This window comes from Dyella lutea, from assembly GCF_024158035.1.
Taxonomy (GTDB): domain Bacteria; phylum Pseudomonadota; class Gammaproteobacteria; order Xanthomonadales; family Rhodanobacteraceae; genus Dyella_A; species Dyella_A lutea.
Window position 1 is genome coordinate 927294 of record NZ_JAMZEK010000002.1, and the last position, 18064, is coordinate 945357.

Here is an 18064-nt window from a genome sequence, read left to right on the forward strand (position 1 = left end):
TCCAGGGTGCTCTGCGATGGCCTGCCCGGTCATCGCGGAGCGCCCGCGGCGGTGGCGGAAGTCGAGGTCGGGAGGCGGAAACTGGCTTCATCGGGCCTTTCGGGACGCCGCCTCCGCCCATGTTTCACCAAGACGAGGCCCGGCATTGCCGGGCCTCATTCGTTTATCGCAGCGGCTGTGCCGGTTGCGCATCTGCAGACTGCGCGAGTGGTATCGCCGTGCGTACGTTCTGCACGCCGGAGCCCGCAGCTGCGACGTCAGCGGACGCGGGATGGGCGTGCCGCGGCCAGCCTTTTCCCACCGAGTTCCGCCAGCGCCCGCTCCGCCACGGTACGGCGCAGTTGCCCGAGCGCCGGCGATGCCACGTTGCCCCCGTGCAGGCAGACATCCACATCGGGCAGCGGTGGCAGCCCATGGCGACCGTCCAGGCGGGAGAGGCCGGGCGGAATGCCGGCGCTCGTACGCAAGGTGATGCCGAGCCCAGCGGCCACTCCGGCCCACAGGCTCTGAAGGCTGCCGGTGACGAAGGCTGGCCGCCAGGCGATGCCGGCCTTGTCCAGCGCCGCAGTGCCGGCCTGGCGAAAGAAGCACGGCGGGCGGTAGAGCGCCAGGTCGATCGTCGGGCTGGAGCGCAGGCGCCCGGCTGCTTCTGAGGCACCCACCCAGGTCATCGGCAACGTTGCGAGCCGTTCGGCGTCGGCGCGCCGCGAGTGGCCCATTGCCAGCACCAGATCCAGCTCGCCGCGGTCCAGTCGCTCCAGCAGCGCGCCGTTGCGATCGACCTCCACGTCCACCCGCACCGCGGGATGAAATTGCTTGAAGCGCCCCAGCGCCGCCGGCAGCCAGGATTCGGCGAAATCCCCCGGCAGGCCGAAGCGCACGGTGCCGTCGACGGCGGCGCCCTGCACGGTGTGCACTGCCTCGTCGTTGAGCGCCAGGATGCGCAGCGCATACGCATGCACGCGGTCGCCCGCCTCGGTCAGCACTACCTTGCGGCCTTGCTTGCGGAACAGCGGTTGGCCCAGTTGCGCCTCCAGCTTGCGCATCTGCTGGCTTACCGCCGACTGCGAGCGGCCTATCCTGTCCGCGGCACGGGCGAGGCTGCCCAGGCGAAGGATCGCCGCCAGGGTGCGCAATGCATCCATGTCCAGGTTGGGTTGCCGCATGGTGAAGAATTTACGATGGATTGCTGTCGAATTATTCCATTTTATGAATGGGATGGCAGCCCCAGGATGCGTGTGCCCGGCACGTGACGCCGGTACTCCCCTCCATCGAAAGCTCCCCCCCATCGAAAGGAGAACTCCCCATGCGCACATCTCCCGCACGCCGCATCTTCGCCGCCGCCGGCTTGGTTGCGGGCCTCGCCGCGGTCACCGGCGCCATGTCCGGTGGCGCTCCCGCGTGTTTCCCGCTGGCCGGTACCTGGACCCTGGTGGCCGCCGACGCGCTGCATCCGGACGGCACGCGATCCAGCGACTACGGCGCCGCTCCCAAGGGGCTGCTGATGGTCGACCGGCAGGGCCGCTACTCGCTGCAGATCTTCCGCGCCGAGCGCCCGCATTTCGCCACCGGCGACAAGGCCCACGGGAGCCCCGCCGAATACCAGGGCGCGGTGAAGGGTTCGAGCACGCACTACGGCACCCTGGAGCTCGACGCGAAGCGACATCTGCTGGTGTTCCATATCGACGGCGCCTCGTTCCCCAACTGGGAGGGACAGCAGCAGCGCCGCACCTTCGAATTGCGCGGCGACGTGCTCAGCTACCGCGTGCCGCCGCGGCCGAACGGCGACGTGCCGATCTCGGTATGGCGACGCATTGGTGTCGGCATGGCCCGTTGAAGCGGCGGCGGGGCAGGTCGCCGGGCACGGCCGCCGTGGGCGGCCGCGTCAGTCCGGAAAGCGCTCGACGTGCGTGTCGCCGCGGCGGCCGGCGTAGGTAACGTGCCGGCCAGCGATCCATACCGTGTAGCTGCAACAGCCCGCCGCCTGCGACAGCTGCTTGAACTGCGGGTACATCACCTGGCCTTGCTGCGCGCCGCGGATCGCGGCACGCAATGCGTCGACGTCGAAGGTGTCGGCGATGCCCGGCGAGGTAAGCTCGACACCGACATCCAGCGTGTCGCCATCGGGCAGGTAGCAGGTGGCGCGACCGGCGCGGTAGTCGACGTGGTAGGACTCCACCCGGGCCCGCATCAACTGCCCGATCATGTCGCCGAAATGGATTCGGCCCTGGCTGGATGCCTCGAAGGCGGAGGCGATGATTGTGCGGGTACGGTCGTCCATAAGATGTCCTGGGCTGAAGATGCGACGAAGATGGATCAGGTGGTGGGCACCTGCTGCAGCCGGTGGTGCTTCACCAGCGCCTGCATGGCGTCCATCAGGGACTGCCGCTGTTTCGCGGACAGGTGGCCGAAAAAGTGCGCGTCATTGGCGTCGGCCACCCTGGCCAGACGCGGCACCAGCGCCCGCCCCGCGGCGGTGAGTACCAGCGCCTGTCCGCCCGTGCCGTTCCCGGTGCTGGCGCGCTGCGCCAGGCCCTTGTGCTCCAGGCGCGACACCACCTTCGAGGTTGCGCCCTTGGTCATGCCAAGCGCGCGGACCAGCCCGGCATGGCGGGTTTCCGGCTGTGCCCACAAGGTGCGCAGCGCCACCCACTCCGAGATGCTGATGTCCCGTTGCTCCAGTTGCCGCTGGAAGCGTGCGGACACGTGGTTGGAGACGAAGCGCAGCCAGAAGCCCAGATGGGCTTCCAGCGGGGAAACGGGAGTTCCGGATGAGCGGGCGGCCATGAGTGTTTCCCTGGAAACTTGTTGCAGCGTAGTTTCCTTGGAAACCCGATGTCAACCGGAGAGAGTCGCGGATGCGTGGGGCCGTCGCCGGCCCAGGGGAACATCGCGCGCGGCCGTCTTGCTGCGGCAGGGCCAGGGCCCGCGAATGCTCTTCGCGGGCGACGATTCCACGGCAAGGACCACGAGGCGGTCGGAGGATCGCCGTGCCGGCCTCGACGCTGGCGGTGCACAGTCTTCCCTCCGGGCCGGACCTGCGGTCCTGCGCCCCGGTTCGGCGGTGAATCGACCGTGCTAGCTTTCCCCGGTGGCGCGTCATACGGGCTGCTTCCGCGAAGTTCCAGACGCGCCTGCCCCTTCGAGACAAGGTGAACCCCATGCAGACTGACCCGTCTTCCAGCGTCGACCCGAATGGCCTGCGCGAGTACTCGGTGGTGTTCACCGACCGCGCGCTCAACCACATGTCGCAGCGCTTCCAGCACGTGATGCGCGATCTGTCGGCGCGTCTGAAGACGGTTTACCGAGCGTACGCCGTGGCGCTGGTGCCCGGGGGTGGCACGGCGGGGATGGAGGCGGTGGCGCGGCAGTTTGCGCAGGGCAGGGACGTGCTGGTGATCCGCAACGGGTGGTTCAGCTATCGCTGGAGCCAGATCCTCGAGGTCGGCGGGATGGCCGCGCGGGAGGCGGTGCTCAAGGCCCGCCCGGCGCATGCCGCGCACCAGGCGCCGTTTGCGCCGCCGCCGATCGACGAGGTGGTCGCCGCCATCGCCGAACACACGCCGGATGTGGTGTTCGCGCCACACGTGGAAACGTCGTGCGGCATGCTGCTGCCGGATGACTACCTGCAGCGTGTAGCGGCAGCCGTCCATGCGCATGGTGGCCTGTTCGTGCTCGACTGCATTGCCAGCGGCGCGCTGTGGGTGGACATGCAGCAAATCGGCGTGGATGTGCTGATCTCCGCGCCGCAGAAGACCTGGAGCTCGACCCCGTGCGCCGCGATGGTGATGCTGTCGGCCGAGGCCGAGTCGCGCCTGGGCAGCACGCAGAGCTCCAGTTTCACCCTGGACCTGGCCAGGTGGCGAAGCATCATGGCGGCCTACGAGAACGGCGGTTTCGCTTATCACGCCACACTCCCCACCGATGCGCTGGCGCAGCTACGCGATGCGATGGTCGAGACCATGGGCATGGGGCTGGAACAGGCGCGCGATGCCCAGCTCGAGCTGGGCAGGAAGGTGCGTGCGGTGCTGGCCGGCCGCGGGTTTCCCTCCGTCGCCGCCGAGGGCTTCCAGGCGCCCGGCGTGGTGGTGAGCTATACCGACGATGACGCCATCCACAAGGGCAGCGCGTTCGTCGCCCAGGGGCTGCAGATCGCCGCCGGCACGCCGCTGGCCTGCGACGAGCCGGCGGACTTCAAGACCTTCCGCATCGGCCTGTTCGGGCTGGACAAGCTCAGGGATGTGGACGGCACGGTGGGACGGCTGGCCGAGGCGCTGGCGCACATACCGGGTTGATGGTGCGCCCGCGCAGCCGTTCCCGGTGGCGCTAGCCCGCTTTATCCGTACGGCCTGCTCCTGGCGTAGCGAGCCGGGGCCCGCGCGCTGCGCGTCGTCGTCGCGGCACGCAGGACATTTCATGTTCGACATCGACCGGTCACGACCTCAGTGGTCCCGGGTCCACACCGCGACATAGTCCACCAGCATGGGATGGCCGGGCTGGGTCGCTGCCGTCGGGGTAGTCACGGGCGCCGCCAGGCGGTCCGGAAACTCGCCTCCCATGGCCACGTTGAGGATCAGGAACATGCCGTCGGGTGCGCTCATGCGCTGCCACGTGGCCGCGGGGAGCTGGTCCTGGCGCAGGGTGTGATAGAGCTGTCCGTCGACGTACCAGCGCAGCACCTGCGGGCTCGCGCGGCGGTCCCATTCCACCGCATAGGTGTGGAACGCCGCCTGGCAGCGGGTATCGGGGCAGGGTGCATCGGCCGACAGGCCATGTTTCTCGGTGCACGGTCCGCCCGGCGACACGCCGCAGTGCAGGGTGCCCCATGCGCGGTTCACGCCGTTGACGTTTTCCACGATGTCGACTTCGCCGACCGCCGGCCAGTCCAGGCGCTGCCGGAACGTGTGTCCGAGCATCCAGAAGGCGGGCCAGTAGCCGAGTGCCGCCGGCCCCTGCACATCGGGCATGCGGATGCGCGCCTCGACTCTCAGCAAGCCACCCGCCGGTGGGTGGAAATCGGCCTGATGGGTCTCGATGCGGGCGGAGGTCCATTGTCCCCGGGCGTCGCGCAGCGGCGTGATGCGCAGATGGCCTTTGCCGTCGAGGCTGACATTCGCGGGGCTGGCGGTGTTTGCCTCGACCTCATGGGTGCCCCAGTTGTTTCCTTCCGCGCCGGGGTACCCGTGGCCCAGGTCGAAGCGCCAGCGGGTCGACGCGGGCAGCTGTCCGGCCGGTCCGTTGAAGTCGTCCGCGAACTGCAGCGCCCAGCCGTGCCGCTGCGGCACCTCGGCGCGCACCGCCAGCGCGGGCAAGAGCAGCAGCGCGATGGCGAGCCTGGACAGGTGCTTGCCGATGAAGCCGCGCTGCAGGTGGGCACGCCGAGTTCTTGTCAGTGTTTGCATTCGATGCTCCATCGATGGGCGAGTGCCGATGCCGTGGATGCCCTGGCCGTCCGGTGGGCAGGTCTTTCCATGCACGCGGGAGGTAGTTGTCGTGTCGATGTCTAGCCGCGGCTCGCGAGGCAGGGCTGTGCCTCTCCCTGCGGCGCGGCGTCCGCCGGCCACTCGGCCTTCGGCAGCGTGATGGTGCCTTCGCCCTGGAAGTCCGTCGCTGAGTGCCCCAGTTGCAGCACGTAGCTGCCGGCCGGTCGCAGCCAGCGTTGATGGACCTCGTCGAAGCGGGTGAGCCGGCGCGGGTCGGCCACCACCTGAAGGCGGGCGGACTGCCCCGGCGCCAGGCTCACCCGGCACCACCCCGCCAGCCGCCGCACTTCGCCGCTGCCCGGCAGGGTCACATACAACTGCGGTACGTCCACGCCACGACGCGCGCCGCGGTTGCTCACCGTGAAGGAGGCTTGCACGCGGCCATGCACACGGCGTACCGCGAAGTCGCTGTAGGAGAAGTGGGTGTAGCCCAGGCCGTAGCCGAACGGGAACAGCGGGGCGGTGCCCTGGCGCTGGTACCAGCGGTAACCGACGTCGGCCCCTTCGATGTCGTAGTTCACGCGCTGGTCCGGTTGGCCGTGTGGCGGCAGGCCGATGGCGGCCAGGCCGGCCCCCGGGATCTGCGGGCGCGGCAGTTGCGTCTCGTCGCGCGGCCAGCTCACCGGCAGGCGGCCGGAGGGATCGGCTTCGCCGTACAGCAGCCGGGCGATGGCCTCGCCACCGGCGGCGCCGGGATACCACGCGTCCAGGACCGCACCGACCTGGTCCAGCCACGGCAGGGCGACCGGGCCGTTGTTCTCCAGCACCACCACGGTATGCGGATTGGCGCGGGCGACGGCGGCCACCAGCGCATCCTGGTTGTCGGGCAGGCGCAGGGTCGGCGAGTCGAAACTCTCGGCTGCCCACTGCTCGACGAAGACGACCGCCACGGCCGACTGCGCGGCCAGCCGGGCCGCGGCGGCGATGTCGCTGCCGTCGGCGTAAACGACCTTGCCTTGCGCGCGACGCGCGATCGCCGCCAGCGGCGCGGACGGCTGGTAGATGCGCGGGCCGGGCCACGCCGACGGCGGCAGGCCGGGCACCGCATTGCCCTCGGGCGACTGCACCGCGGAGGAGCCGCCGCCGGTGAGCACGCCCTTGTCGGCGTGACCGCCGATCACCGCGACCGACTGCGAGGCCGCCAGCGGCAGTAGGTCTGCCTGGTTGCGCAGCAGCACCGCGCCGGCTTCCTCGGCCTGCTGCGCCACCTTGCGATCGGCGGTGAAGTCGATCGGGGCGGGCGCGGCCGGATGGTCGATCACGCCATCGGCGAACAGGCTGCGCAGGATGCGTCGCGCCATGTCGTCGATGCGCGATTGCGGCACCTGGCCGGAGGCGACCGCGGCACGCAGCGGCCGGTCGAAGTACACCTGATTGTCGAAGGTTTCCCCGGCCGATTCCTGGTCCAGCCCGGCCAGCGCAGCCTTGGCAGCACTGTGCACCGCGCCCCAGTCCGACATGACGAAGCCTGGGTAGTGCCAGTCGTGCTTGAGCACCGTATTGAGCAGCCAGTCGTCTTCGCAGGTGTAGACCGTGTTGAGGCGGTTGTAGGAGCACATCACGGAGCCGGGATGTCCGGTGTCGATGGCGATCTCGAAGGCCAGCAGGTCCGACTCGCGTGCCGCGCTGCGGCTGATATCCGCGCTGAGGGTGTTGCGCGCGGTTTCCAGGTCGTTGAGCGCGTAGTGCTTCACAGTGGAAACGAGATGCTCGCTCTGGATGCCCGCGATGGCGTTGCCGACGATCAGACCGGTCAGCAGCGGATCCTCGCCGGCGTATTCGAAGTTGCGGCCGTTGCGCGGGTCGCGCACCAGGTCCGCGCCACCGGCGAGCATGATGTTGAAGCCGCGGTGGTGCGCCTCGCGGGCGATCATGGCGCCCCCGGCGTAGGCCAGGGCGGGGGCGAAACTGGCGGCGGTGGCCAGTCCCGACGGCAGCGCGGTCGCTCCCGCACTGAGCGGCTTGGCCACGCCAAGCCCGGCATCGCTCTCCTGCAGTGCCGGCAGTCCCAGCCGCGACAGTGCGGGTTGGTAACCGGCCGAGCCCAGCGCGCCGGCGGGCATCGGATGGCCGTTGTTCGCGTCACCGAACTCGGTGCGGATCAGCTGGAACTTCTCGTCCTGGGTCATCGCCTTGAGCACGAGCGCCGCTCGCTGGTCCGGCGTCAGCCGGGTATTCATCCATGGCCGCTGCGTGGCGACCGGGGCGTCGGCAGCGCCTGCACTCGCGCAGAGCAGCAGCGTCATGCCGATGAAGGTGGCGAGGTAGGTCTTGGTGAGGGTCATGATCGGCTCGCTTGGGTGATCGGTGGGGTGTGGGCTTGGGCGACGCGGGCAGCACCGTGCGATGGCTGTCCCGATGGACGGACTGCCGCGAAGGTGGCGCTCATGAAGCGCCTGCGTAGGGGTTGCGATTGAAGGCGGCCAGCACCGCCCACGCGGTGGCCGCAAGGCAGGGTTGGTGGCGGTACCAGGCGTACACGGCGCGGATGCGCGGCTCACGCGAGGCGTAGAGAAAGCCGCCAGGGGACACCTGTCGCGCGATCGTGTCGAACAGCGGATCGGCTTCGGTCGCTGCGCCTGCCTGTCGATAGACGAGCGCCGCCTGGGCGGTGCCCTCGGTCCACATGCCGTCGCGCGCGTCGGTGAAGGCGAAGCCGCCGCGGACCGCGTTGGCCTGCTCGACCCAGTGGATGGCGCGTCGCCAGGGCTTCGGGGCTTGCGGCAGAAGCTGGGCCCACAGCTGCACATCCAGTGCAGAGGGCGCGCGCAGGGACGTGACGCCATCGGCAGCGGTGCCCATCCAGAAATGCCCGCTGGCCGCATCCCATTGCGCGTCCACGAAGTGCCGGGCGCGTGCGGCCTGGGCGCGCCACTCTCCGCCCGGTGCATTGATGTGAGCGAGCCAGTCGAACAGGGCGGCAAGGTCGATGTTGTGTTCGGTCGATTTCCACAGCGCCGGCCGCGGATGCAGCAGATAGGATTCGATCCCGCCGTTGAAACCGCCCGCGCCGCGCTGATCCGATGCATGGGCGACGACCCACTGGGCCAGGCGCACCGCCGCGTCGCGCCAGCGCACCTCGCCCCGGGCGTCGTACAGCGCCAGCAGCGCCAGCGCCGTCCACGCGACATTGCCGCATGAACTGCCGTCCTGGTAGGCACCGGAATACCGGTCCGCAGCCTTGACCCAGTATCCCCGCCGCGCGTCCCACCATCCGTTGGACTGAGGTTGCGCACCGCGCACCGGACCGGCGAGATAGGCATCGCGCAGTCGCGTGCCGTGCATTGCCGCCATCCGCAGGGCTTCGCCGATGCGCGCGGCCTGCAGGGGCTTGTGGCACGCGAGCAAGGCGATCACGGCAAGCGCGTTGTCGTAGGTGAATGCCGCCGCATGCAGCGGAGGGTCGGCCGGCGCACCGCGGCCGGCGGGTGCGTCGTAGCTGCGCAGCAACAGCGGGCCGCTGCCGTCTGTCGCGTCGACACGTGCCGCCATGGCCGTGCAGCTGAGGCTGGCGACATGCCGGGCCGATATGGGCGGCTGGGTCTGCGCGTTGGCGCGAACCGCCGGCAGCAGCGCTGAGGCGAGCATCACGCACAGGGCTGTTGCAGTCAGCGAGCGAGCTGTTCTGATGCCGGCTCTGACCGCGCCGCTTTTTATCATGGGGAGCTTCCCTCGGCTCGATGCGAGAGGGCGACCGGTCGCGGGCAAGGCGGGTGGCCGCAGGGTATGTCCTTGCTCGGGTACGGCAACGCGCGGGCAGTTGCCACGGCTGGAATCCATCGCCGCGTCGTGGCCCGGCTCGGACCACGACGCGGGTCGTTCGAACCGCCGTCAGAGATCCATTGTCAGGGTCAGGTCGTAGCGGGTGTCGAAGCGGAAGTAGCCCTTGGGTACCTGCAGGCCTTCGGTGTTGACGATTTCCCGGGTCTTGAAGGTCGAGTTGAGGATGTTGGCCGCCTGCAGCGAAACCTTCAGGTGCTTGTTGAAGGCATAGCTCAGAGAGGCATCGACCTGTCCCTGGCCCGTGGCCATCACCGGCAGGAACGGATAATCCGCCTCGGTGGCGCTGATCAGGAAGGCCGAGCGCCAGTTCCACACCACCTTGGCGTTGAACGGGCCCTTGCCGTAGTACAGACCCAGGTTGACGCTGTCGCGGGACAATTCCTGCGGCGGGAGCTTGGTCTGGTTGACGCACTGCGTCGCGGCGGCGTAGCCGTAGGCGCAGTAGTTGACCGAGCCGTAATGCATCCCGATCGGCTTGATGTAGGTGTAGTTGGCGTTGGCGCCCAGGCCGGACAGCCAGCCGGGCAGGAACGAGAAGGTCTGCTGGTACGCCAGTTCCACGCCGTGGACGCTGGCCTTCTTGTTGAGGTTGACCAGGCCCGCGGTGTAGATCTCCGGATAGGTCACGCCGTTGTTGGTGACCGCCACGTTGACCACGCTGGTGTCGTACTGGATGGTGTTGTTGAGCTTCTTCCAGAACAGCGTTGCGGACAGCTGGCCGACGTTGGCGAAATACCATTCGGTGGTGAAGTCGAAGTTCTGCGAGGTGATGGGCTTGAGGTAGGGGTTGGTGCCGGTCTGGATGTTGCCGACGGTCGGCACGGTCAAGCCGTTGGACGGGGTATAGGGCAGCAGCCCCGATACCCCCTGGCCGGCCGCCAACGACTGCAGGCTCGGGCGGTAGATGGCCTTGGAGTAGGCGAAGCGCGAGATCAGGTCGTTGGTCCAGCCGATCGCCAGGTTGAAGCTCGGCAACACGTTGTTGTACGAGTTCGGTGCCTTGATCGGCGTAAAGGCGCCATTGGCGAAGGTGGCGTACTGCTGCTGCTCGGCCGGCGTCAGTGCGCAGAAGGTCCCGGGTGCGGCGGTTCCGCCGGAGGTCTGGATGGCGCAGTACTGCGCGATGGTGGCGCCGTTCTGTGCCAGTGCCTGGTTCGGGACGATCAGGTAGCCGGTGGCATCGTTCTGCGTGTGGATGAAGCGCACGCCCACGTTGCCGCTGATCTGCAGGTTGCTCAGGAAACTGGTGTTGTCGTTGCCGAAGTTCAGCTGCACATAGGCGGCACGGGTCTTGGTGGAGTTGGAGGAAATTTCCTGCGGCAGGTACTTGGTGCCCGGTACGAGGCCGCTGCGCTGGTCATTGGTGTAATAGGGACTGCCCAGCGATCCGGGCGGAGCCGAGGCCAGCCACTGGGCGTTGATGCCCCGCATGATGGCGACGGCCTGGGCGAACTGCAGCGCGGGGTTCACGTTGACGTAGGGGGCGGTCACGCCGTAGTTGGTGTTGAACCCGGGCAGGTCGATGCTGACCGGCGTGGTCACCCCCGGCGTCTGTGCACCGGTGATGACCGGTGAATACCCGCCCCAGACATAGGGCGAACTGATGTTCTGGTAGTTGAAGTTGGAGTTCTGCAGCGTTTCGCCCTGCTTGTCGTAGCGCACACCGAACTGGATCGTGTCGATGAAATCGGCGTTGACGTCGAACACGCCATCGAGGCGGAGGGCGTGCTGGTCGCCCCAGGAATGGCGGTACGCGTCCTGCGCGGCGGCATAGTAGAAATTCGCCGGATCGGCGAAATATTCCGCCGTGGTCTGCGCCGGGTTCGGGGACAGCACGCTGATGCTGGGCACGCTGTTGCCGTGGGTGGTGATCGCCCAGTTGGCGTTGGTGAGCTGCCGGATGTAGTAGTACAGGTAGCTGTACTTCGCGGTGGTGTACTGCGCGCCGCCACTGAGGTGGAAGCTGTCGGTGGGATCCCAGGTCACCTTGAGGCTGACGTCGTTGGTGTTGTAGCGGGTGCGATAGCCGGTGGTGTCCAGCTGGGTCTGCATGCCGCCGTAGCTGGTCGGTGTGAAGCTGGTCCCCGACGGTGCCGTGGTGATGACGCCGGAGGTCATCACGCCGTTGGCGTCGTACGTCGGTGTGGTGCCGGGCAGGGGGATCGCACAGGTCGTGTAGCCGCCGAACGCGCAGGCATCCGTCGAGGCCTGCAGCGTGTGCTCGTAGGTGGTCTCGTTGTCGGAGACGCCGATCCATTGCAGCGTGGCGCCGAACTTCTTGTCCGGGCTTTGCCACTGCAGCGCCAGGTCATGGCCGAAACGCTCCGAGGTCTGGTCCTGCAGGCGCAGGTCACCGCCCACGGGAACGTAAGCGGTCTGGCCCGCGGTCAGCCCGGGGAAGGCGTCCACCACGCCGTTGGGCAGGGTGCAGCCGTTGCAGCGCTGTTGGTAGTCGACGACGGAGATCGCGTTGTCTTGCTGGGCGATCCGCCCGTATGCCGCAGCACCCAGGAAGCCGAAGCGGCCCCATTCCGTGTCGACGTTGTGACTGAACAGCGCGGACATGTGCGGCGTGCTCTTCCTGGCCAGCGTGCCCCAGTCCGTGCCGACGCTCACCGACGCAGTGGTCGGCTTGTCGCTGTCGAACGGCTTGCGCGTGTTCATGTCGATGGTGCCGGAGATGCCGCCGTCGATCATGCTGGCGGTCTGGTTCTTGCTCACCACGACCGAGCCGATCAGCTCCGGGGCCACGGTGGAGAAGTTCAGGCCCTGGCCACCGCCTGCGGAAAACACCGAGCCGCCGTTGATCAGGGTGCTGGTGTAGGGCAGGCCCTGCAGGCTGATGTCGGTACCCTGGATCGAGAAGTGGTCGGGGTCGGCCTGGACGCCGAACGAGCTGACCGTCACGCCCGGCAGGCGCTTCAGCGCCTCGGTGACGGAGGTGTCCGGCAGCGAACTGACGTCCTGTGCCGAAATGACGTCGACCACCGTGTCGGCGTACTTCTTGATCTGCTGCGATCGGCTCAGGCTCGCGGCGTAGCCGTTCACGGTCATCGCCGTCAGCGTCACCGTTTTCTTCTTGTCGGTCTTGGTGGCGCTCTTGTCCTTGGCGGGCGGGCTGGCCTGGGTGGCCTGGTCGCCGGTCGCCTGCGCCGGCGGCGTGGCCTGCGCATGCAGCGGGCCGGCGGCCAGGATGGTCAGGGCGATCGCCAGGGGCAGTCGGCGCTGCTGCAGGGCGATGGACACATGCCGATACGTGGACTGCTTTTTCACCGCTGATCTCCTCGCGTACTTCGTGATGGCCTGATCGATGTCGCCGTGACGTGTGGTTATCCGGCAGGTCGTGTTGCGAATCGTGGGCGGAGGTTGTCTGCCGCCCGTTCTCCCGCGGCCGGATGCGCCGAACCGGTCTGCGAAACACCGGCGCAGCCGCATGCATCCGGTGCCAACACGCGCCGCTCGTTCGCAGTGCGGGCGTGGTGCAGGTGCTGGATCGACATCCCTTCCCCTCGGTGCCCGGGTGTTGCGCCGGCCCCCCGATTGCGACGCAAGCTAGCCACTTGTACAAGCGCTGTCAACAAAAATACCAGCGCTGGTATTTTTGGAATGGACGGCCAAAATAGCGGGCGACATCGCACGATTTACCGGGTGTCATGATGCGCTGCAGCGACAGGGTCGGGCGGCATGGCATCCAGTGCGACACGGGCGGTGTGCCGCGATGTGCGGCGACAGGTGTCGAGCGTCTCGAAGTCATGCAAGAATGCCAGCGCTGGTATTTTCAGGGCGCGCGGCTGATGTCTCTCGTGGCGGCCGGTTGCGGTCGTCACCGGCATGGTGCATTGCAATACGGAAAGGATGGAAAGCTCAGGTCATGGCCGCAAGAATCGAAGACGTCGCCGCGGACGCGGGGGTATCCGTCAAGACGGTGTCGCGCGTGCTGAACGGGTACACCAATGTGCGGGTCAAGCTCAGGGAGCGCATCGAGAAGTCGATCCGCGACTTGAATTACGTGCCCAACGCATCGGCGCGCAGCCTGGCAGGCAGGCGCTCTTTCCTCGTCGCGCTGCTCTACGACAACCCCACGGCGGTGTCGAGCTACATCATGGACGTGATCGTCGGCGTGCTGGAGGCTTGCAAGGAAACGCCCTACAACGCCGTGCTGCACCCTTTCGATGCGGCCGATGACCTGGCGGCGCGAATCGACGGCTTCGTGGCGCACCACCGGCCGGATGCGCTGGTGCTGGTACCGCCACACGCGAACAATGCCAAGCTCCTGCAGCGGCTGGACGAGCTGGACATCCGCTACGCGACGATCTCGTCGCGATTGCGCGAGTCGAGCATCGATATCGGATTCGATGAGCGCAAGGCGGCGCAGGACATCGTCGAGCATCTGCTGTCGCTTGGGCATCAGCGCATCGGTCACGTCACCGGCCTGAAGGGGCACGGTGCGCGGGCGTGGCGTCGCACCGGTTACCGCGATGCCCTGCGCAAGGCCGGTGTCGCTTATGACGCATCGCTGGTGGTCGAGGGCGATTTCACGTTCGAGTCGGGGGTGGCAGCCGCCAGGGTGTTGCTCGATCTGGACCATCCCCCCACCGCCATCTTCGCGGCGAACGACGACATGGCGTGCGGCGTGATGCGCGAAGCGTACGAGCGGGGGCTGGTGGTTCCCGACGACCTTTCGGTATGCGGCTTCGACGGGACGCCGGTGTCGCAACTGATCTCGCCTGGGCTGACCACGGTGCGTCAGCCCTGCCGGGAGATGGGGTGCGCGGCGGTGCAGAGCGTATTGCAGGCGATTCGGGATCCCTCCCTGCATCACCAGGAGCGCTTGCCTTATCAGCTGAAGATACGCGGTTCATCGGCTGCACCCGGAACGTCGTAGGATTCGTACAGACCGTGTGCCGGGCGTGTCCCTGGTGGGGCATGGGGTGCAGGGGGCGAATGGGCGATGGACGACGACAAGGCCGATGTGGCGGTGGCGGAGATGCCGCAAGCAGGTGTGGACGATTACGCGTGGGCACGTGCTCGCCCGGTCAGCCGATGGTTCATGGTCGTCTATGGCCTGGCATACACGGGCATGTGGATGGCGTTGCTGTCGCCACTTCTGGTCGGGCTGGCGATGCGCGTGCAGGTGATCGACCCGGCGCATGCGGACAACAGTCTTTCGCTGGTCGTGGGTGTGGGGGCGTTGGCGGCGTTGTTCGGCAACCCGTTTTTCGGCCGTCTGTCCGATCGCACGGTGTCGCGCTTTGGAGTACGCCGGCCCTGGCTGGTCGGTGGCGCGCTGATGGGAGTGGCCGGTCTGGCCATGGTCGCGCAGGCCGGATCGATCCCAGAGCTGCTGTTGGGTTGGTGCGTCACCCAGTTGGCCTACAACGCGCAACTCGCCGCTCTGGCCGCCATCCTGTCCGATCAGGTGCCACCGTCGCAACGCGGTACGGTATCCGGCATCGTGAGCATCAGCCTGCCGGTGGGCATGGCTGCGGGCACGTTCCTGGTGCAGGCGTTCGCCACCTCCACCTACGCGATCTTCATGGTGCCGGGCGTCATCGCACTGATTGCTGCATCGGCCCTGGCGGGCGCCCTGCACGGCGATCGACCGGCGGTGGCGCATGCAGCGCCCTATGGCTGGCGTGAATTCGCAGGCAGCTTCTGGATCGATCCGCGGAGGTTCCCCGATTTTTCCTGGACGTGGTGCAGCCGCTTCCTCCAGTTCGCCGGGGTGGCGCTGCTGCTCACCTATCAGGAGCTTTACCTGATCCACCAGTTGCACTGCCCGCCTCATGAGGCGCCGCACCGGATTTTCCTCTCAACCCTGCTGCAGTCGACCATGCTCGCCGTCTTTGGCGTGCTGGGCGGGCGGCTGTCGGACGCGGTCGGGCGCCGCAAGGCATTCGTATCCGGCGCGGCGCTGCTGTATGCGCTGGCCCTGCTGCTGATCGCACTCACCCGCTCGTTCGACTGGTTCCTGGTCGGGATGGCCGTGACCGGCATCGCGCAGGGCGCCTACCTGGCGGTCGACCTGGCGCTATTGACCGACGTGCTGCCCGAGCGCGAAACCCACGCTGCGCGGAACCTCGGCATCTTCAACATCGCCAGCGTACTTCCGCAGCTGCTGATGCCGGCGATGGCGCCGGGCATCCTGGCGATGACCGGCGACAGCTATGCGGTGCTGTTCATGCTTGCCGCGATCCTGGTCGCCGCCGGGGCCTGGACCATCCAGCGGGTACAGGGCGTGCGCTGAATCGGTGCCGGTCCGGCCGCGGGCTCGTCCGCCCCCGCGGCGGTGACTCAGCGTGCCTCCGGGTAGTGCATGTACATCGACTGGATGCCGACGCGCCCCGGGCCGGTGAAGCGGTTGAGCACGAGGTTCATGCCGCCCAGCAGGCCGCTGGTGAGGCGGTCGACGGTGGTCTCCATGCGTACCGAGGGGTCCTTGTACAGCCAGCCGCCCGGCTCGATGTCGATCGACTCGCCCGGTGCCAGCACTTTCTCGAACACGTTGCCGTAGCCGTGCAGCCACAGGATGCCGTCGCCGGCATGGCTGTGGAACTTGTCGATGAAGAAGCCGCTGCCGCCGAACAGCATGTTGGAGAATCCCTTCACCCGCTCGAAGCTGTAGTCGATGCTGCCGGTGGCGGCCAGGAACTGGTGCTCGCGCACGTGGAGCTCGCGCCCTTTCTCCAGGTGGATCGGCACGATGTGGCCGGCACCATCGCGGCTGAAGGCGATCATGCCGGGGCCGCGTGCCTCGGTCACGAAGATCTGCATGCCGGCCATCATCCGCTTCAGCGAGCCGCGCATGTTGCGCAGGCCGATCGCCACCTGCGGATGCTTCCACAGCAGGATGTGGTGCTCGAAATAGACGGCCGTCTGCGATACGTCGACGGTGAGCACCGGCACCAGCTCGCCGTCGATGTGGTAGGTGACGCCACCGAAGGTTTCGGCGTTGGCGCTGGTCGGCATCAGTACGGGGAGTTCTTTCATCGAGGCATCATCCTTGGCGACGACAACGTGGTGCGGTACGTCCGGACGAGATTAGCCTGATCCGGCCCCGATGCGGGTCCACGCCGGCAAGATTCGAAAGGACTTGCGCCAGGGTGGAGGCCCGATGAAGGGCGCCGCGCATAGTGTTCTGCTATCCGGTTGTTCGACGGAGATACCGAAGATAAGCTCCCGGCCGCATCTGGCGCGATGACGCATCCGCCTGATTCGATCCGGCATGCGTCAGCGGGCCGGATGAATCCCGGTGCTGGCTGTCCCGCGTCGCTCCCGACGCGTCCTGTGGGGATCGAGTCATGAACGTTCGCAAGGTGGCGGTGCCTGTGTTGTGGTTGTTGGCTGCCGCAAGCGCTTCGGCGGCAGGTGCCATGCCGCATACACGTTGTGGCTGGTTCGACAATCCGACGCCCGGCAACGCGTGGCTCATCGATCGCGATGGGGAATGGGCGATTGCGATCCAGGGCAGCTATGAGGCGCAGGGCGATTGGCCCCAGTTCACGGATGCGCAGTGGGTTCCCGTCAATGGCATGCACGGGCATGGTTGTGCATGCATCAAGGCGGTCGTGAATACGAAGACGCATGAAGTCGTCCGCATCGCTTCCGCCCGGGCGCGCCCTCTCGCCGTGTGCCGGAAGGACCGCGCGCTCAGGGAGCCGAAGGACTGATCTTTCAACGGACAGGTAAGAGTCAGTTCGGTGAGCTTCACACGTTACCTCAAGGTCTTGCTCTGCCTCGTGGCCGCCGTGGCATCGGGCTTTGTCGCCGTGGCCGGCCTGGTACGCCGCGCCGTTCCCGGGCTCGGGCAAGCGGCCATCGTGGCCGGCGACATGTATCGATCATCCGCGCAAGCGTCGCAGTTCTGGTTCCTGATCGTGCTCTGGTCGGCAGCCTGCGCGGGGTTTGCATGGCTGGCGTGGTGTATCTATCGCAGCTAGGGGTGGTCTGATTCACCCCAATGCAGGCGTCACCGATTTGTCTGCCTGCAGCCATTCGGCTCAACGCGTCGAGGGGCTGCGCCGGAGCAATACGTTCATCGGTGTCGTATGGCACCGGGTTCCTTGGCCCATCTGCAGGGGGGCGGTCGCGGGACGAGATGCGGAGCGTCCCCACACGGACGATGGGTCACGATGTGACAGCCGCCTGTGCGTTGCGGCTTCAGCGCTGATCAAGTTCATGGTGGATCAACACCACGCATTGCGAGGCAAACAGCATGGTCGGGCCCAGGGTGATCTTCTTCGCGCCCAGGCGCTCGAGGCTGTGGAAGCTCTTCTTCGGCATCGGGATGTGGTCGGTGAGCAGGAAGCAGGGGTTGCCTTCGAAGGCCTGTTCATGGATCGGTGCACCCTTGCGGTCCATCACGAACAGCGGGTGCTCTTCGGCCAGCTCCTGCACCAGCCGCTCGAAGCTCACCGTGCGCACGGTGATGCCGGGCGCGACCGGGCGCGACTCCTCCTTGCCCATGCCGACGGACGCATCCAGTGCCCGGGCCACCACGGCCAGCAGCCGGCGCTCGTCGAAGCCGCCGATGTCGGTGAGCGCGTTGGCGTCGAAACGGATCGTGCGCGAGTAGTCCTGGGTGCTTTCCAGCACCAGGTAGACGACCACGTCCGCGCGGTGCGATTGCGCCACGAAGATCGCGTTCATCAGCGTGTGCGCGAGGATCTCCGGATGTGCCTCCTGGCCAATGGCGGCCAGCAGCTTATGGCTTTCGGTGGGCGCGGCGCGCGCGCGCAGTACGAAGGTTCGCATGGAGATCCCGCTCGATGATGGCGATGCCCGGCACGGTACGCGCC

15 protein-coding genes are annotated in these 18064 nt (G+C 67.4%); 6 read left to right on the top strand and 9 right to left on the bottom strand.

Annotated features, from left to right (window positions below; genetic code table 11):
• Window positions 1–257: 257 nt before the first annotated feature.
• Window positions 258–1166, bottom strand: coding sequence for a LysR substrate-binding domain-containing protein (locus tag NC595_RS11620; protein ID WP_253566591.1), 909 nt, complete (start codon window positions 1164–1166; stop codon window positions 258–260).
• Between the two features lie 140 nt (window positions 1167–1306).
• On the opposite strand from NC595_RS11620, the gene NC595_RS11625 reads away from it, so the two are divergent.
• Window positions 1307–1837 carry a lipocalin-like domain-containing protein gene (locus NC595_RS11625; RefSeq protein ID WP_253566593.1) on the top strand — a complete coding sequence of 177 codons (531 nt, stop codon included), beginning with the start codon at window positions 1307–1309 and terminating at the stop codon, window positions 1835–1837.
• A gap of 48 nt (window positions 1838–1885) precedes the next feature.
• Here the strand turns inward: NC595_RS11625 and NC595_RS11630 are convergent, their stop codons facing one another.
• Both NC595_RS11630 and NC595_RS11635 read right to left on the bottom strand, forming a co-directional pair.
• Window positions 1886–2281 carry a DUF1398 family protein gene (locus NC595_RS11630; protein WP_253566595.1) on the bottom strand — a complete coding sequence of 132 codons (396 nt, stop codon included), beginning with the start codon at window positions 2279–2281 and terminating at the stop codon, window positions 1886–1888.
• Between the two features lie 35 nt (window positions 2282–2316).
• Window positions 2317–2787: a MarR family winged helix-turn-helix transcriptional regulator gene (locus tag NC595_RS11635; RefSeq protein ID WP_253566597.1), complete on the bottom strand. Its 471-nt coding sequence runs from the start codon at window positions 2785–2787 to the stop codon at window positions 2317–2319.
• 374 nt (window positions 2788–3161) lie between these two features.
• Here NC595_RS11635 and NC595_RS11640 point away from each other — a divergent pair, with 374 nt between their 5' ends.
• The gene (locus NC595_RS11640; protein WP_253566599.1) at window positions 3162–4295 is read left to right on the top strand and encodes an aminotransferase class V-fold PLP-dependent enzyme; all 1134 of its coding nucleotides are present in this window, start codon (window positions 3162–3164) and stop codon (window positions 4293–4295) included.
• Between the two features lie 147 nt (window positions 4296–4442).
• Here NC595_RS11640 and NC595_RS11645 read toward each other — a convergent pair whose 3' ends face one another.
• The 4 genes from NC595_RS11645 to NC595_RS11660 form a co-directional block, all read right to left on the bottom strand.
• Complete coding sequence (locus NC595_RS11645) at window positions 4443–5402, bottom strand: glycoside hydrolase family 16 protein (protein WP_253566601.1); 960 nt, start codon at window positions 5400–5402, stop codon at window positions 4443–4445.
• Between the two features lie 101 nt (window positions 5403–5503).
• Entirely contained in the window at window positions 5504–7768 is a 2265-nt protein-coding gene (locus tag NC595_RS11650; RefSeq protein ID WP_253566603.1) for a beta-glucosidase family protein, read from the bottom strand.
• Window positions 7769–7868: 100 nt separating this feature from the next.
• On the bottom strand, window positions 7869–9071 hold the full coding sequence (locus NC595_RS11655; RefSeq protein WP_253566825.1) for a hypothetical protein: 1203 nt from the start codon (window positions 9069–9071) through the stop codon (window positions 7869–7871).
• 243 nt (window positions 9072–9314) lie between these two features.
• Window positions 9315–12539 (bottom strand): TonB-dependent receptor, encoded by a 3225-nt coding sequence (locus NC595_RS11660; protein ID WP_253566605.1) that lies wholly within the window; start codon window positions 12537–12539, stop codon window positions 9315–9317.
• A 598-nt stretch (window positions 12540–13137) separates the two neighbouring features.
• Here NC595_RS11660 and NC595_RS11665 point away from each other — a divergent pair.
• Both NC595_RS11665 and NC595_RS11670 read left to right on the top strand, forming a co-directional pair.
• Window positions 13138–14151, top strand: a complete 1014-nt coding sequence (locus NC595_RS11665) for a LacI family DNA-binding transcriptional regulator (RefSeq protein ID WP_253566607.1) — start codon at window positions 13138–13140, stop codon at window positions 14149–14151.
• Window positions 14152–14217: 66 nt separating this feature from the next.
• Complete coding sequence (locus NC595_RS11670) at window positions 14218–15513, top strand: MFS transporter (RefSeq protein ID WP_253566609.1); 1296 nt, start codon at window positions 14218–14220, stop codon at window positions 15511–15513.
• 47 nt (window positions 15514–15560) lie between these two features.
• On the opposite strand, the gene NC595_RS11675 is transcribed toward NC595_RS11670, so the two are convergent.
• A complete protein-coding gene (locus tag NC595_RS11675) occupies window positions 15561–16256 on the bottom strand; it encodes an AIM24 family protein (RefSeq protein WP_253566611.1) in 696 nt (231 codons plus the stop codon).
• 311 nt (window positions 16257–16567) lie between these two features.
• On the opposite strand from NC595_RS11675, the gene NC595_RS11680 reads away from it, so the two are divergent.
• Window positions 16568–16936 carry a DUF4087 domain-containing protein gene (locus NC595_RS11680; protein ID WP_253566613.1) on the top strand — a complete coding sequence of 123 codons (369 nt, stop codon included), beginning with the start codon at window positions 16568–16570 and terminating at the stop codon, window positions 16934–16936.
• Between the two features lie 30 nt (window positions 16937–16966).
• Complete coding sequence (locus NC595_RS11685) at window positions 16967–17206, top strand: hypothetical protein (RefSeq protein WP_253566615.1); 240 nt, start codon at window positions 16967–16969, stop codon at window positions 17204–17206.
• Between the two features lie 220 nt (window positions 17207–17426).
• Here NC595_RS11685 and trmY read toward each other — a convergent pair whose 3' ends face one another.
• Window positions 17427–18020, bottom strand: coding sequence for a tRNA (pseudouridine(54)-N(1))-methyltransferase TrmY (gene trmY, locus NC595_RS11690; protein ID WP_253566617.1), 594 nt, complete (start codon window positions 18018–18020; stop codon window positions 17427–17429).
• Between the last annotated feature and the right edge of the window lie 44 nt (window positions 18021–18064).

What these genes read in the sequence shown, in the direction of transcription:
- NC595_RS11625 (WP_253566593.1), top strand. Translation starts at nt 1,307, where the DNA reads ATGCGCACATCTCCCGCACGCCGCATCTTCGCCGCCGCCGGCTTGGTT.
- NC595_RS11645 (WP_253566601.1), bottom strand. Translation starts at nt 5,402, where the DNA reads ATGCAAACACTGACAAGAACTCGGCGTGCCCACCTGCAGCGCGGCTTC.
- NC595_RS11675 (WP_253566611.1), bottom strand. Translation starts at nt 16,256, where the DNA reads ATGAAAGAACTCCCCGTACTGATGCCGACCAGCGCCAACGCCGAAACC.
- NC595_RS11630 (WP_253566595.1), bottom strand. Translation starts at nt 2,281, where the DNA reads ATGGACGACCGTACCCGCACAATCATCGCCTCCGCCTTCGAGGCATCC.
- NC595_RS11640 (WP_253566599.1), top strand. Translation starts at nt 3,162, where the DNA reads ATGCAGACTGACCCGTCTTCCAGCGTCGACCCGAATGGCCTGCGCGAG.
- NC595_RS11635 (WP_253566597.1), bottom strand. Translation starts at nt 2,787, where the DNA reads ATGGCCGCCCGCTCATCCGGAACTCCCGTTTCCCCGCTGGAAGCCCAT.
- trmY (WP_253566617.1), bottom strand. Translation starts at nt 18,020, where the DNA reads ATGCGAACCTTCGTACTGCGCGCGCGCGCCGCGCCCACCGAAAGCCAT.
- NC595_RS11665 (WP_253566607.1), top strand. Translation starts at nt 13,138, where the DNA reads ATGGCCGCAAGAATCGAAGACGTCGCCGCGGACGCGGGGGTATCCGTC.
- NC595_RS11655 (WP_253566825.1), bottom strand. Translation starts at nt 9,071, where the DNA reads ATGCTCGCCTCAGCGCTGCTGCCGGCGGTTCGCGCCAACGCGCAGACC.
- NC595_RS11680 (WP_253566613.1), top strand. Translation starts at nt 16,568, where the DNA reads ATGAACGTTCGCAAGGTGGCGGTGCCTGTGTTGTGGTTGTTGGCTGCC.
- NC595_RS11670 (WP_253566609.1), top strand. Translation starts at nt 14,218, where the DNA reads ATGGACGACGACAAGGCCGATGTGGCGGTGGCGGAGATGCCGCAAGCA.
- NC595_RS11620 (WP_253566591.1), bottom strand. Translation starts at nt 1,166, where the DNA reads ATGCGGCAACCCAACCTGGACATGGATGCATTGCGCACCCTGGCGGCG.
- NC595_RS11650 (WP_253566603.1), bottom strand. Translation starts at nt 7,768, where the DNA reads ATGACCCTCACCAAGACCTACCTCGCCACCTTCATCGGCATGACGCTG.